The organism is Ciceribacter sp. L1K23 (genome assembly GCF_018122705.1).
Lineage (GTDB): Bacteria > Pseudomonadota > Alphaproteobacteria > Rhizobiales > Rhizobiaceae > Allorhizobium.
This window is the reverse complement of sequence record NZ_JAGRRC010000001.1, coordinates 1,042,975-1,058,838: the sequence shown is the minus strand read 5'-3', so window position 1 is coordinate 1,058,838 and position 15,864 is coordinate 1,042,975. Positions and strand designations below refer to the sequence as shown.

General features: G+C 53.6%; 9 protein-coding genes. 3 read left to right on the top strand and 6 right to left on the bottom strand.

Features of this window, described 5'->3' with window-relative positions; all coding sequences use genetic code 11:
* Positions 1-123 precede the first annotated feature (123 nt).
* From J5J10_RS04865 to J5J10_RS04840, 6 genes are all read right to left on the bottom strand, one after another.
* The gene (locus J5J10_RS04865) at positions 124-1,857 is read right to left on the bottom strand and encodes a hypothetical protein (RefSeq protein ID WP_211929059.1); all 1,734 of its coding nucleotides are present in this window, start codon (positions 1,855-1,857) and stop codon (positions 124-126) included.
* Positions 1,858-2,027: 170 nt separating this feature from the next.
* Positions 2,028-3,347 carry an McrC family protein gene (locus J5J10_RS04860; RefSeq protein WP_249116677.1) on the bottom strand — a complete coding sequence of 440 codons (1,320 nt, stop codon included), beginning with the start codon at positions 3,345-3,347 and terminating at the stop codon, positions 2,028-2,030.
* Positions 3,348-3,382: 35 nt separating this feature from the next.
* Positions 3,383-4,363, bottom strand: a complete 981-nt coding sequence (locus J5J10_RS04855; RefSeq protein WP_211929057.1) for an AAA family ATPase — start codon at positions 4,361-4,363, stop codon at positions 3,383-3,385.
* Positions 4,356-5,000, bottom strand: coding sequence for a hypothetical protein (locus tag J5J10_RS04850; RefSeq protein ID WP_211929056.1), 645 nt, complete (start codon positions 4,998-5,000; stop codon positions 4,356-4,358). Before J5J10_RS04850 ends, J5J10_RS04855 begins: the two co-directional genes overlap by 8 nt.
* Positions 4,984-6,096 carry a site-specific DNA-methyltransferase gene (locus J5J10_RS04845; RefSeq protein WP_211929055.1) on the bottom strand — a complete coding sequence of 371 codons (1,113 nt, stop codon included), beginning with the start codon at positions 6,094-6,096 and terminating at the stop codon, positions 4,984-4,986. The genes J5J10_RS04850 and J5J10_RS04845 overlap by 17 nt, the downstream gene beginning before the upstream one ends.
* 201 nt (positions 6,097-6,297) lie before the next feature.
* Complete coding sequence (locus tag J5J10_RS04840; protein WP_211929054.1) at positions 6,298-7,782, bottom strand: hypothetical protein; 1,485 nt, start codon at positions 7,780-7,782, stop codon at positions 6,298-6,300.
* Between the two features lie 707 nt (positions 7,783-8,489).
* Between J5J10_RS04840 and J5J10_RS04835 the strand changes: the two genes are divergently transcribed.
* From J5J10_RS04835 to J5J10_RS04825, 3 genes are all read left to right on the top strand, one after another.
* A complete protein-coding gene (locus J5J10_RS04835; RefSeq protein ID WP_249116676.1) occupies positions 8,490-10,208 on the top strand; it encodes a DUF3696 domain-containing protein in 1,719 nt (572 codons plus the stop codon).
* The gene (locus tag J5J10_RS04830) at positions 10,205-11,281 is read left to right on the top strand and encodes a hypothetical protein (RefSeq protein ID WP_211929052.1); all 1,077 of its coding nucleotides are present in this window, start codon (positions 10,205-10,207) and stop codon (positions 11,279-11,281) included. Before J5J10_RS04835 ends, J5J10_RS04830 begins: the two co-directional genes overlap by 4 nt.
* 190 nt (positions 11,282-11,471) lie before the next feature.
* Positions 11,472-15,545, top strand: a complete 4,074-nt coding sequence (locus tag J5J10_RS04825; RefSeq protein ID WP_211929051.1) for a hypothetical protein — start codon at positions 11,472-11,474, stop codon at positions 15,543-15,545.
* The last annotated feature ends 319 nt before the right edge of the window (positions 15,546-15,864 follow it).

Here is a 15,864-nt window from a genome sequence, read left to right as displayed (position 1 = left end):
CGGCGCAGGAATCCATGTTATTAGTGACCGACTAATAGCACCAAGGTGCTGTCGGCTCTCCCGAGGGGCTAGGCAGGGGCCTAGCGACCTTCTCATGGACTTGAGCGATGACGAGCGTCGTCGTCACGCCGCTGTCCGGCTGTTATCACCCCAGCGCTCCGAGGGGTGATAGGGAGCCGAAAGCCTACGCGTCGCCCAGCCCGATTCGTAGGCCTCCTGCATCGCCAGCCTCTGAGCCCTCTGCTCAGCTTGTTCGGCCGTCTCGTAAGGAATGATGTCATCCTCTGTCGGTGGCCGGGGCTTCCATTTGACGATTGTCGCACCTTCAAAGCACGAGAGGATGCTCCTTACGTCGTCATCAATGTCTTCTTCGGCCAGCAACTCATCCTCGTGCGGGACAGTTGGCCGACATGTGTGAACGATATACGGAGCGGCTTCCGCCGCTTCCCGTACATCGTCCGCCGACATGGTCTTGTCCATCGCCATGCGGGCCACGCGGAGCGCTTCCTCCGGAGGAGGCGCAAACGCCTCGTCCCACCACTGGCGTGCCTGGCGCTTCCACTCGCTTATGTCGACGCAGTCCTCATCAGACAACCGCGCTGGGTCATAGTGCTGCACCATGATCATCGGTTCCGCCCAAGAGGTATGCCGCCACTGAGGCAGCGACAGGCCGAGAACAATGTTGGCTGGCGGCGGTCGATCTCCCGGCTCATTACGCTTCTTCACTTCGCGCTTCTCTGAGGCATCAGTGGGCACGTTGCCGTCCTCGTCGGAGCCGTCGCCAATATCAGTAGGCTTGCCGTCATCGGCCTTGCGCGACAGCTTCCTCACGCGCATCAGCTTGCCGTCGCCGTGTCCTACATGGACGCGTACGACCTTCTCCTTTCGCTCGTTCAGGTCCCGCAGCCATTCCGCGAACGGGCCTAGAGGCTGGCAGATTTTTAGGCGCTGGGTTTCCTTGTAGAGCCACACGAGTTCGTCGTCGCTCGCCGCAAGGGTGTCAGCGGGCTTTGAGCAGTACTTTACGATCTCCTCGACATTCTCGACCTTGCCGTTGTCCTTCCACTCCGATCCGATGAACTCAAAGGTCTCCCGTAGGAAGTTTTCCCATTCCCCCTTCATGTTGCGCATCGGCCAGTAAATCACGTTGGCGTGGACGTGGTAGAGTATCGTGTCCGCCGGATACCGATCCGTCATGCCACGTTCTTCCGCTGTCTTCCTCGTAAACTCGATCCCCCGGAACAACACCTTAACGCCATATTTCTTCACCCGATGCGCCCACTTAGAGATGCGCCGGGAAAGAGACTGGATCTCGTCACGGAGCATCCCAAAGGCAGGGACCGGTTGGGGAGCGGTGAACACGGCATAGCGCATGTACTTGCCGACATATGCCGTCTTGTGGCTTGTGCCGGACATGAAGAGCTTAAGGGCATTGACCATTGGCCTGCGGTCACGAGCGGCGATTGTCGGTAGGAACCGCACAGCGCGGTAGACCGGAAGAGACTCTACAATGCCTGTCACGGCTGAGATCAATGTCACGTCGCCGTCGCGGATAACATCGATACCACCCCGAGCCAGCGCCGCAACAATACGTTCCGTCTGTTCGGTAAGGAGCCGCGAAGCTGCGGCGCGCTTCGCCCAGGCAACTGGGTCCATCTCCCATCCTGTATTCGACCGCAGAACGTCATGATGGAATTTCTTCGCAGGCCCGTTCGCGACCATTTCCATGGCGGTGCGGGCTGCCAACGCTTCCGCTGCGCGCTTCGCGAGGCCGGGCGAGGCATTGTCAACAATTTGGTTTTGAAAAACAGTCTTCGGCGCGGCTTCGGATGGTGAATATCCGCGCCCGGCGGTCAACCAGCCGTCAATGGCGGCTTTACAATGCTAGTGATGTCGTTCAACATTCTCGAACACCTTGATGAAAAACCGCCGGAGGGGGCCAACCCGTTGATGGCGGTTTTTCAATGGTCAGTCGAAAGCGATTACCCGTCAAGGCATCTCCAGACAAAACAATGGTCGTCACCTTTTCAGAGGATGGCTGAGATTGCCTTAACAAAGCTCGCTTCTTCTTCCTCGATTGCGGCCGCGTCCAGATCAATCATTCCATTGTAAACGCTGAATTCTCCTACCTTCCCGCAAAACTCCACATGGGATCGCCCTTTGGGACGACCAGCGTGGAGCAACATTACATGTTGGGCCCCATATTTCGCGCCGTAGAGAACAACCTGATTTATATCGTTTCGATCAGGCACATTCGGTGCGCCTTTGTATTTCGCGTCGATGATAATCGCTGTTTTGGCGTTTACTTCGATGACAATATCCGGCGTTACAGCGGGGTTCTTTAGTCCCGATCTGACGGGATCAAACAGCTCCGTCTTTGCGCCTTGTTGACCACCGCGATTCCCGTCTTTGATCGCCACGCGGCTATCATTGGAAAACCCTTCGACAAGAACCCTCCTCATGTAGTCTTCGAATACCCTCGCCATGTCGATCAACAGAGAAGGAAGGAGTGCGACCTCTCCTGCTCCGCGGATGGACAAGCTCGCATCAAAGATAATCAGTTGCGCGATCATCATCGCATCTGCGTAGTCCTGGCGCTCGCTGGGCAGAGCTCGGATCATCCTGGCGATTGAAGATGCCGCCATTTCGGCATCCGAGGGCTTTGAAAGCGTATCTAGCCGATCCACTGCACGCTTCAACCTCTGCAAACGGCCACGGTTTCGATCGTCGGTTGTGCCAACATAACGAGTAAGAAGCTTCTCGAAGGCATATCGTAGGACACGGTTGGGGCCGCAGTCCGATGTTCTTTGAAAAGAAGATGACACAGCGACCGGTCTACCAAGCTTTTCAGTGCGCCAAGCACTTTGGAACGGATAGATCCGGCCGACGGGAAACGATCCTGTCCGCGTTTCACGGACGTATGTCTTCAACAACCCTAGCTCGCTTATACGGTCGAAGGTTGCTAGCAACTGATCGGCAAGTATCTCAACCAGAGACGCTGGTTGCTCCTGTGCCTCGGCGAACTTGCGAGCATGATGGCGCAGGATATTCGGCGTATACCCAGCGGCCATTCCGACCAGTCGCTCAAGATTGCCAATCGGAACGCGTGGCGCAACTTCAAGAGCAAAGGAGTCATTCAATGGGATGTAACCAACCCATCCGCCGCATTGGATCGCTGGACGGTTCCTGTGATATGTCGGCCGAAACAGATTCATGATGTCGTCGTAGACATCGATAGAGCCGTCAGGCCTCAACAACTCAAGCGGCAGGGCAATGGTCTCCTGTTCGGTTGCAGAAATAATCTGCCGCTCAGTGCGCAGGGCAACGGCGAAGCCCTGATCCGCCATAAGCCTCGCAAGAGGTGCAAGTGCTTCCGATCCCATTATTCAGCCTGATTGGCCGGAGTATTCTCTTGTCCTGCGGCATTACCGTCAGGGACGGGCTGCACCACTGCTACCTGCGGCGGTTCAGGAACGACGCTCAACCAGAGCCTTTGAATCCGTTGCAATAGTTCCCTGTCCAGGCGGCAGGCCTTCCGAAAGAAGGGGAGCAGTCGATAATCCCAGACGCGACGAGCGCTTGCTTCGTCTAGACAGTTGTTGAAATATGCATGGCCGAGGTGCACAGCATCGTCTGGAATTTTCAGAACCGCCTCAAAGAACGCCGCAACTTTATCCACAAAAGGCTCTTTGGCACCTTTGTCCAAGAGGATCTTCCGAAGGTCAACTACACTGGGTGGCATATCGATCTGGGCAAACCGACGTTCTAATGCAACGTCCATCTCATCAACGCCCTTATCCCATGGGTTCATCGTTGCAAGGATGATGAGATTTGGGGGAACCACAAGCGTGCTGCCTGATGCCATCAGGCATGGCAGCCCCCGCTTGTCCATCTCCATGTAGGTTAGTGCTTCACCAAACACCCGAGCCACGTCGCATCGACTGATCTCATCGATAACAAGAACGAACGTATCATCTGGCAGCTCTGCTGCATCGTCGCAGAGCAGGGGGAAGACCTTCTTATGCAGTTCGAAGCCGCCGCCATCTTTCGGCATGAATCCTTCCATGAAGTCTTCATACTGATAGGAAGCATGAAACTGGACTATCCTTACGTTGTCAGGATTCCCGGAAAGTGCCTGCGCAATTCGCTTTGCGTACCAGCTTTTTCCGGTGCCAGGTGGACCAGAAAGTATGACCCCAGCAAAGCCCATATCCAATGCCGCCCTGACTTCAGCTAAGGTCTTATCCTCAGCAGGCAGCGGTTCCAACGCCTCGGCTTGCTCAGTGGGCTCTGGGGTGGTTGCTTGGAGGCCGAGGTCATCAATTGACAGAGGTCTAATGCGGTATGCTGTGATGCTAGGCATTGATGTCACCGTCAGTCGCGATCTCAAAATCCGAAGGCGAGAAGCCTGCGCTATCATCCTCGAACAAAAGATTGAACACAACAATGCCAGTTCCGACCGTCAAGCCGAACTCGTCTCTGAAGAGGGATATGGCGTTCTGGATCAATGGCTCGGCCAAACGAAGCCCGTAGTCTCGGTAAAGGAATGCTACCAGCGCCCCGGCCGGAACTTTTCTGTTTTTCAGCAAGCTCTCAAAAGCCGCTTCAGCATGACCTTCCTTGAGAGAGTAGGTTGCCTCACGATTTGTCCCGTGAACGTCTATGATACCGGCCAGCGGGCTCTCTGCTCGAATTGAGGACGGTGAATATGAGCCAGAGACGTTCGAGTTGAACAGGGAGAGTCTGCCCTTGCCTCTCGATTTGAATGGCCTGACATAAGGCGACCGCTCCGGAGCTCCAAGAACGTGAAGATAACGTTCGTGAAACTCCTTTATGTCAGTGACTTTTACAGGTTCAACGCCGCGTCCGACCCTCAAGGCTCGGAGGATCGCCAAATACCCCGAGAAGTGTTCATGTATAGGTTGCCGCTCCAATGAGGCAATCGAGCGCAGCACCGTTTCCTTGGTGAAGACGTAAACTTTTTCAGTTGGTTCCGCCACTTCGTGTAGGCCTCTTCGACTCACTTATCTGAGCCAAATCTACACCAATCGCGCTTCGTCCAACATCCTTCGCTGCCCTCAAAGTTGTACCGGTCCCCATGAAGGGATCCAGAACTATACCCGGACGAAAAGGTGCACCGCACCCGCAGTCAGTCCATCCAACCGTTTCGCGCTTCGCAAAAGTGAATTCCCTGAAGTAGCCACCTAAAACAGCTTTTGCTTCTGCCGCCAGTGCTTTGACGGCCGCCGAATTGCGTCCAGTACCAGTCTGAACGCGCATCGCCTTTCCAGCGTCAGAAATGCCAGTCGCTTGAATCGCCATGATGTGAGCAGGGGTGAGACCATGCTCCTCCGCGAGTTGCATAGCGCGTTTTGCTTGCGGTCGGCTTTCGTCCAGCCTGCTGGTCCGTTTCACTATTCTTTCACGGGGCTTGCCGCAACACGTGCAGACCTGCTCTGGGCAAGCCAAAGACAGAAGTCTGTCCACCAGTTCAACAGGGTATGGCGCGAGGTGGTTGCTGGTGTCGCGCCGAAGCCCAATCTGCCACACATCGCTCGGACCTGTGCCGTTACCGTACTTCTCTGCGTAGCCGAACTGATCATAGTAGTAATCACGACGCTGTGGCGTGAAATGAATTATATATTCGTGGCGGCTTTTCAGGCGATCCTTAGCCGGGTCAGGCATCCCAGCCTCCTTAACCCAGATGATCCTGTTTCTCACTGTCCATCCAGCGTCCTGCGCGGCAATTTCAAGTCGACCGGGCGTATTGGCAAGCGAGCCGCGATGGTAAGTGTCTCCAATATTGATGAACACAGAACCCCATTTCGGGATGATGGATTTCCAGTTTTCCATGCAATCCAACAAGCTGCGAACGAACGCGTCAGCGGTCGGCTCTTGTCCAATTTGGCCCTCGACACCGTAGTCGCGCTTGAGCCAGTAGGGAGGTGACGTGATCACCAAGTCTGCGTCGCCAGATTTCAAAGGAACCTTCCGAGCATCGCCGAACAATTTTTTTGTAAACGGCGACATGATTTCTCGTTCGGGCAACTCAGCGCTTTCGTTGGCCTCAAGGGGAGTGGTGATTTGAATGTTCATAGGTTCGCCGCTCCGGATGCAGGACTCAAGTTTGTATATCTGACCCTACAAGATCGGGTCGGGGTCGTCGAGGGGGGGGGCGAAGAAAAAAGACGGTAGTTCATGATTCGTCCATCGCTTGCGTTGCATGAAACGAAAGGGGATTTTTAATAGAACATATGCGGAACATAGCAAAATTTCTGGTCTTGGCAACCGCTTTAGCTAACTCGAGAGGAAGGCGCTGAAGTCAAGCCCCTCGGGCGGGCGTATTCGCATAATTCGTTTTACTTCCTTAGGTTTCAGAAGTTTGGCGCCATAGTTGGCGCTGACACCTTGGAAGGCGTGGCCGCATTGTTTATCAGCAAGGCGTGGTCCGACGCTGTCTCGGATCCAATCCTTGGCGTTGTGTCGCAAACTGTGGAAAACCTGTTTCTGGGTCACATGGATACCCAAATCCTTCATCCAGTTTGCCATCTGCTTTTGTGCCGCATCCGCTGGATCTTCGGCCTGATGAAACCGACTGAATACGAACCCGTCTTGTGTCTTCACCGTCTTCGCATACTCTACGAAGCCGAGGTCACTAAGAAGCGGGTGGATTGCGACATACCGTTTTGACGTTTTCGTTTTCACCGGACGGTCAACTGTCTTGCCTGAAATCAAAAGTGGCTGAGTTAAGTCGATAACTTCGTTACCTTCAATCTCCACGAAGTCACTGCGTTGCAGGTAGATCAGCTCGGCAAGGCGCATTCCCGTCAGTAGACCTGCAATCGGCAGCCACGATTGATGTGGCTTGCTCCGACGCTTGGACGATGCCGCATCGCGTATCCAGACATTCAGAGACGAGACTGTCAGCGGTTCACGCTCGATTGCCTCTTCCACATCCTTCGGCATTGTGATGCGGTATGCCGACATGTCGCGCAGCCCCGGCACACCGGCTGCGACTCGGCTCCAGATGTTCTTTATCTCGGATAGGTAGCTGCTAACGGTTGTCTCTGACAGGCAAGCCACTCGCTGCTCAAGAGGCAGTGAGGCGTTTTTTTCAATCGCCTGCGTCAACGTCATGCCCTTAAAGAGTGGCTTCTTCTTCCAATTCGTAGGCAGTTTGGCGAGGGCGGTAGCGTAATCTTGCATATGGATTGGTAGATAATAGCTGAGCGGCTTGTCCCCGATAAGCTCAAGGAACACTGCAAAAGAGGTCGCCAGCCGCTCCTCGTATCTTCTCCCATCTTCATCGTTGGGATCTAAGGCGGCCAGACGAGCATCTAGGATCGCCTGCCCAGCTTCGCTAAACAATGTTGTCGGCTGGAAGGCACGCCTATCTGTTTCTGGCTCACGGGCTTGCGGCGAAGTAGAGGGCGTTACCGGACGCGTCCCGCCAAGGATCGTGACGATAGATTCGTAAGTAGCGCGTTCGGACTCCCACGCAGCCTTGTCAACCGCTAGCGCTTGGCCCACCCTGTCAAGTCGTTGCCGCAGAGATGCCAAATGCTCACTTTGCTGTTTGGAATATCGGTAATGCGGTGGAATCGGCCCGTCAGGGAAAGTCTCGAATTCCGAACGTCGTTCCGGATGCTTATTTAGAAACTCTGATTTCTTTTTGCGGCTGAGCCCGGTCAATTTCGGGTGCAACATCGCGGTCTCTGTCTTGATGTCATTGAGCTCGGCCGCAATCGTACTCAGCGTGGACGTGAGGATCTCTCGCGTCATGTCCCTCTCCTCAATACTTTGAGTCATTGCCCCAGCGAGAATCCTGGCACGGCGACGGGCTTCCTCGATCGAAAGTGGGCCTAAATTGATCCTGATCGGAGATGCTCCCAACTTTCTATGCAGCCTAGCTGGGATCCGTTGCTGGAATGTAAAGCCGGAAGGCCTGCGCCATAGATACATAACGAACCCTTTTCAAATGGGCCGCGCTGTGTACGGTCGTGTGTACACTGTAGTGTACGACGCGAGTTGAGAGCCTGAAATCTGATCAAACGCTGGCTTTTGGATGTTGGTGGGCCCGGAGGGAGCGCCCACCATCGCTCAAAAGCCTTAGAAGTTGGGGCTTGAGGGATCGCGAGGGGGACACGATGTCCCCCTTCTGTGGCTTCGTATCGCACAACAGCGAACAGCGGACAAGAGTGTCCGGCTGCAAGTACGGTCATCGGAACGGTGTGAAGGACGACTTGCTGACAAAGTGTTCGGTGTAGGGATTCCCGTTGCCCCGCTTGACTCCTCCACTTAGCGATTGACAGATCAACATCGCCCGTTCTCTAAATACAACGCTAAGATGAGGTACATGTCGCTGCATGTTTAGGTACTGGAAGATACAAAACTTCAAATCCTTCAAGACTCCACCGCCCTTGCCTATGAGCAAGATTAATATCCTCGCGGGTGCAAACAGTAGCGGCAAAAGCACGATCATACAGAGCATGCTGCTTCTGAAGCAGACGGTTCAGTATGGCTCTCCTGAGAGAGGCATAGCGCTGAACGGCCCCCTTCTGAGAATGGGCGAGTTTGGTGATATTAGAAACTTCGACGCAGAAGGCGCCAACGTCACTATTGAATTTGAGCTGGAGCCTGAAAACGAGGGCGAGTTTGGCAGTTGGCGAAGTCATGGCGTGTTGCCTCTTCAAACCACCGCACTGGAAGATGTCGCTCTAATTCGCGTCGAAACGGAACTAGGGCAAGACTTTGTACAGGATTCGGACGGTGCTGTTAAGTCGAAGCTAGCCCTTAGGCGCGCTCATTTCGCGGCCTATTTCACCGACGATGAGGCCAAGGAACCCCAGTTTATAGATTTAATATCCAAGGGCAAGGCGCCGCAGGACGGCATTGCAGAAGCGTCCAGGGCTTTTCATGCTCGCACAGACGACGAGAGCAAAGAACAACTTGCAGCGTCACGCCCAAAATTACGTATAATCGGAGGGACTGTACGCCATTTCCTCCCAGATTATCTGTTGATAGAATATGATGCCGCCGCCCAACGAGCGGCAGAGTTAGCTGCTTATATGTGCGGGACGGCATCAAGCTTACTTACCCGAAGCAGCCAAGGGGAGCAGAGGGTACCAGCTGGCGTTTTGGCCGTAGTTAATCAGTGGCTTTCAGGCAAGAAGGCTATGGCTATAAATGACGCAGCACCGGCTACAGCGAATGTCATCCGCCATCGTATCGCACCCCTTCTATACGGAGGAACGGCACGGAATTTCTCAAACACTTTCTCCAGAACAGAAAAAAGTCGTTCGGAAGAAGCACTGCTGAGGAGTCTAATAACAGAGGCGATGCTGGCTGAAACGGAGTCTAAGACAGCCTATGACCTAGACGTGCCACGAGCGATGAAACTTGCCTCTGACTACGTGAGGGAATTTTTTCGTAAAGGCGTTCGGTATCTGGGACCGTTACGAGACGCGCCCCGTCCTGTTTATCCACTTGAAGCGTTGGAAAGCAGCACAGACGTTGGATATCGTGGCGAGCACACCGCAGCTGTGTTCCAACTCAACAGCCACGCCAGACTGGCCGTTCACTTGCCGCCGGAAGACGATTTTGAATCCGACTACCTGACATACGCACAGTCGGAAACACTGAGCCTCCACGACGCAACTGTGCTATGGCTTGCATATCTAGGAGTTGCGGATGAGGTGAAGGCGACAGATAGCGGAGTATTCGGTAACAGGTTACAAGTGGCCAACGGCGACACAAGCCGCTGGCACGACCTAACGAACGTTGGAGTTGGCGTGAGCCAAATTCTTCCGCTTGTAGTCACCTCCCTGCTCGCACCCGCTGGAAGCGTGCTGATTTTCGAGCAGCCGGAACTCCACCTTCATCCACGAGTGCAGGCGAGACTTGCGGATCTCTTCATCGCGCTGGCGCTAGATGGAAAGCAAATGGTCCTCGAAACCCATAGCGAGTACTTAATAGACCGAATCCGCCTCCGAATTGCCCTCTCAGATGACCCTGGCGCAGCTCAGCTGGTGAATATTTTGTTCACAGAGAAGCATAGTGAAGAGAGTAAGATTACGCCCGTTGAAGTTTCCGAATACGGAGCGATCTCTAACTGGCCTAAAGACTTCTTTGACCAAAGCCAGAAAGACGTTGCACGCCTACTGAAGGCCGCCGCAACTAAAAGGGCAAAAAAAGCTAAAATAAAATGAACAAAATATATCTTGATACAGCCCTCCTCGCAGTGCCTAATTATGCTATTGATGCAGAAACTGGGCAAGAGCTCATCGACAGAATAGTTCATTTCTCCGAACTAGCAGATCCGGACATTCCTTTGCAACTAATAATCTCAAGCACTGCGGAAGAAACGCTATGGGGCAGCAATTTTGGTCCAGATTACGAACAAATTGACCAGTTTCTTGACATCATGGAACTAAAAAACTTCTATTCGACGAATGATATACTTCAGAGATATCAACTTCTTTTTCAGCATTGCGCTCGAGCTGCCGATGTAAATCTTGTTGAAGTTGATTCATTAAGCCATTTCTCCGTTCAGCCGCAGCTTCCGGCTGCTTCACCGGCACAACTTATTAACGAAACGCAACGGGTATTTGCCACTGCTGCGGCTCTTGCGGTTATACAGCAGCCAGTGCGAGTTGGCTCAGCGTTCTACTCTTCTCCGAGTTCGGAATATGAAGTGCAAGCGACGCTCGCTACGATCTGCGGACATGGGAGCGGCCACTTTGATCCTCTGCCAGCACACATCCATGCAACCGTGTCTACGTTCACCCACCTTAGAGACTTGGTATCATCCGACGTTGCTGACGAGCTTTGGCGTATAGCTCAGACAGCAGAAGATATTCATTTCTCCATCACTTTGGGTGCCTTGGCCTTGCAGGTAGAGACCGGTGAAGGAGTTAATGTGTCTGCTCTAGAAAAATTCTCTATCGGTTCTGAATTCGTAAACAGCTTGCAGCAGGTAGAGTGTTGGGGAACCGGTCGATTTTCGGGGACAACTCGTGAACTTTGCAGCCAAATCGTCGCGAAAAAATGCAATCGAAAAATCAATCCATTCAGCCTGACAGGTCAGCATATCCGAAGCTTCGATAGCGCTCGGGCGTGGCGAACGCATTTGACCAACAGTGGCTTGGGGCTCCGCCTTATGTTCTGGCAAGGCAAGAACGGAATAGAGTTTGCTAATGTTGACGTTAAGGGCGGCGAAAGAATTGACACTGGCTCCGAAGTACCCGCTGCGGCGCCGGATATACGTGGATGCTTCAATTGAGGATCACCCGGCGCATCGGACGCTATCATGATTGATGAAGTCGTTGCAGCGAATATAGGTGAAGGGCCGTGATCACTTGCGTTCACAAAGACCTATCAAGCGGACCTTGGAAAAGTGCAATGCGCTTTTGATGTTTCGGTACTGGTGAGCTAACAATCGACCGATACGGGAGTGTATTGGGGTAAGAGAGTTGGCGTCTAGCGCATATCAAGGCGGCTTGTTTGCAAGCGATTTTGTCGAGAGTTCAATCACGAGCTTGCCCGATTGGAAGAGCGTATCAGACGCAGACATAACATCACTGCAAGCAGATATAGCGGCCGTCTATGCCCGCTTTCCCATAGACCAAACTCCCAATGAGACACAGACAGAAGACGACCTGATTTGGCGCGTACTAGCGACCTTGGGTTGGAGCGAATACCTCAGGCAACAGAACCTCACCGCCAAAGGCCGCGACGATGTGCCGGATGGCCTGCTGTTCCTAAATACAGCCTCGAAAGACAACGCCAATGCCATTCCAGAAGAGTGGCGACGCTACGAGTTTGGAGCGGCATTGGTGGAAAGCAAGCGGTGGCTTAGACCACTAGACAGGCGCTCAGAAAAGCGCGACGAAGTGACCGCACCGTCAACCCAGATGCTGCGCTACCTACGGCGCGTAGACGACCTTACCAACGGCAATTTGAGGTGGGGTATCTTAACCAATGGTGCCCGCTGGCGACTGTACTACGCCGGAGCACAGTCGATTGCAGAGGATTTCTTTGAGATCGACTTGGCCGCAGTACTGGACTTGCCCGGGCACAACGATGGCCTGTTCGCACTGTCAGAAGATGACAGAAAGCACTGGCTGAAGGTCTTTGCCCTAGTTTTCCGTCGTGAGGCATTTGTCCCGACGGTTGACCATCGCACATTTCATCAGCGTGCCATTGATGAAGGCAGGTTCTACGAAGAGCGGGTAGCCAAGAACCTGTCAGACCTTGTCTTTGGCTTCGCCTTTCCTGCCTTGGCGCAAGGCATCGCCAATGCCGCACCAAAGGCCGAACTTCAGGAGGTCAGGGAAGCTGCTCTGGTCTTGCTCTACAGGCTTCTGTTCATCCTTTATGCAGAAGACCGCGATCTATTGCCTATTCGTGATCCAAGATATGACGACTATGGCCTGAGAGAGAAGGTTCGGCTTGACGTTGGACGCAGGAAAGATGCCAACGACACGTTTTCTCACACTGCCGCTCGGTATTGGTCGATCTTGGATGACCTTTGCAGGATGATTGACAAGGGCGACAAGTCGATCGGCTTGCCACCATACAATGGCGGGCTCTTCGACGCAGACCGAACACCCCTGCTTGCCACTGTCCGTCTTGGCGATGCCCTCATGGCTTCCGTGATGGACACGCTGTCGTTCACGCAGGCGGATGGTGAAAGGCACTACATCAACTACCGCGACTTGAGCGTCCAGCAGCTTGGCTCGATCTATGAGCGCCTTTTGGAACACGAAATCGTGCGTGAAGGTGATCAGGTTCTTGTGCGACCAAACACCTTTGCTCGCAAGAACTCAGGCAGCTATTACACGCCGGACAACCTGGTCAGCTTGATCATCGAAGAGACACTTGAGCCGCTCGTAACCGGCATCACAGAGACGTTTCTCGCCAATGTTGAAGAGGTCAGAAACGAGCCGGTAGGAACCAATCGTCGGGTCGGCCTGCGGCGTTTCGATCCTGCAATGAAGTTGCTTGAACTGAAGGTATGCGACCCTGCAATGGGCTCGGGTCATTTCCTAGTCAGTTTGGTGGACAAGCTCGCAGACCATGTCATTGAAGCTATGGCAGAAGCTGAAGCCAGAGTGGATTGGGGTGACTACATCTCACCCTTGGCGGAGCGCATTGAAGCGATCCGCAACACGATCTTGGACAACGCGGAGGCGAGCGGCTGGACGGTCGATATGGACCAGCTAGACGACCGGCATATAATCCGCCGAATGGTACTGAAGCGCTGCGTCTATGGGGTTGATAAGAACCCGATGGCGGTAGAACTGGCAAAGGTTGCCTTGTGGCTGCACACTTTCACAGTCGGCGCTCCCCTTAGCTTCCTTGATCACCATTTGAGGGCTGGAGACAGTCTATTCGGCTCGTGGGTAAAGGCGGGAACAGAGAAGGCTGCCTCATATGGTTCTCCGCTTCTGTTGCATGATCCCATAAGAAAGGCCGTTCATTCCGCATCGCAGATGCAGATCGTAGAAGGGTTGACCGACGCAGAGATTGCGGAGGCGCATAGGTCGGCAGACATCTTCGATCAGATCACCGACATGACCGCTCCGCTTGCCTCGCTCTTATCGTTCATTCACGCCCTGGAGTGGGTTAATGGCAATGACAGGACGCGGATCGGCTTGATCAATAGCTTCTTTGACGGCCAATTCGGCGACCCCGTCGATATTGTTATGGGTAAGTCAAAGCCGCGAGGCGGTCGCGATCTTGCCGCATTCAAAGAACTATTGAATGAGATCAAGGAAATTGTTGAGGAGGAAGGTTTCCTACATTGGCAAGTCGCCTTCCCCGGCGTCTGGACCGATTGGGAAACAGACAGTCTGGTAGGTGGATTTGACGCTGTCATCGGTAATCCACCGTGGGATAGAATGAAGTTGCAGCAAGTGGAATGGTTTGCTGCACGACAACCTGATATCGCGTTGGCACAACGCGCATCTGATCGCACTCGACTTATCAATGAGCTTCGGAAAGCCGGAAGCCCATTGGCAGCGGCGTTTGATAAGGCCAGCGCTCGCGCTGAAGCCAGTAGTCGAATAGCCCGGAGAGGTGGTGACTACCCACTTCTCTCAGGCGGAGATATAAATCTCTATTCCTTGTTCGTCGAGCGGGCGATGAATTTGGTTAAGCCTCGCGGGATGGTTGGCCTGCTGGTACCGTCTGGTATTGCATCTGACAAAACAGCATCAGCCTTCTTCAAGGGCGTGGCAACAGAAGGACGACTAAAGGCGCTCTATGACTTTGAAAATCGTCGCACCCGTTATGGATTGCAGCCGTTTTTCCCCGACGTGGATAGCCGTTTCAAGTTTTGCGCCTTCATTGCCAGCCCATCACCGACGGATCATGCAGCACGATGCGCATTCTTCCTACAAGACGTGGCAGAAACGGAAGACAGTGAACGCTGTTTCCCTCTCAGCGCAAAAGACTTCGCGACGGTAAACCCGAATACAGGGACAGCACCTATCTTCCGTAGTACGCGGGATGCGGTTCTTACGTCAGAGATTTACCAGCGCTTGCCTGTTCTGGTTGATCGTTCTCATGGTGAACCTCGGAAGATTTGGCCGATCCACTACGCGACAATGTTTCATATGACCAACGACAGCGAGCACTTTAGAACACTCGAAGAATTGGGTAATCAGGAACAAGCATATCACTTAGGCGGCAACGTCTATCGCAGCGCAGCGGGCGACTGGCTGCCCTTATATGTCGGCCGGATGATCCATCTTTACGATCATCGCGCAGCATCTGTCAGAGTGAACGAGGGAAACATTCACAATGCCGCACTAAGCGATGACGTTGAGATTGCAGAAAAAGCCAATCCCGATTTCGTCCCAATGCCACAGTACTGGGTTCCAGCCTCCGAGGTACGATTGCCGATCAATGCTGAATGGGTCATTGCCTTCAGGGACATTGCAAGAGCGACAGACGCACGTACCATGATATGCACGGCATTGCCAAAAGTGGGTGTCGGCAACACCGCACCTTTGATCCTCCCGGATAGAGGAAAAACGTTGGCGCCTGAACTCTTGGCAAATCTTGCATCCCTTTGCCTAGACTACGTCACAAGGCAGAAAGCCCAAAGCACACACCTGAACTGGTACATTGTCGAGCAGTTGCCAATCGTTCCACCGAACGCCTACGAGAACACAAAGTTTGGCTCCAAAACAGCGGGCGAGTTGATTAGGGCAGCAGTGTTGGAGCTCGTTTACACCGCTCATGACATGGCGGGGTTTGCGAGGTCATTGGGCTACACGAACGACAAAGGCAACGTGAAACCTCCCTTTGTTTGGAATGAAGAGCAAAGGCTACATCTCGTGGCCAAGCTGGACGCAATTTTCTTCCACCTCTACGGCATCACAAACAGGGATGATGTGCGGTACATCTATTCGACGTTCCCTATCGTTGAACGAGAAGAGCTCACAAAGTGGGGCGGGATCTACCGTTCCCGCGAACTCTGCCTTGGCTACATGAACGCTTTGGCAGCAGGTCACCCAGACGCATTTGTCAAAGGCTAATTGCAGGATCAATGCGCGGGCTGGGCGACCTCGAAAACCAAAGATTTTTTCGAGGGGGTATTTAATACCCCTCGTACAGCCACTTCCCCCTTAGGGTACCGTCGGCTACCCGGGTCCATACTCTGTGCAGTGGCCGCACAATCAACCAGCGAAAGCCTCAGTGACAGACTGAGCACATTAGGAGGGCATAGGGGGGGCTGTCCGCAGGGGCATGCCGTAACGTACACCCGGAATGGTGTACAAAAGACTGTACGAAAGGGTTGACCTAGTTCAACGTACATGCATTTTAACGGACATAACCTTAACGGATAAAGGAATG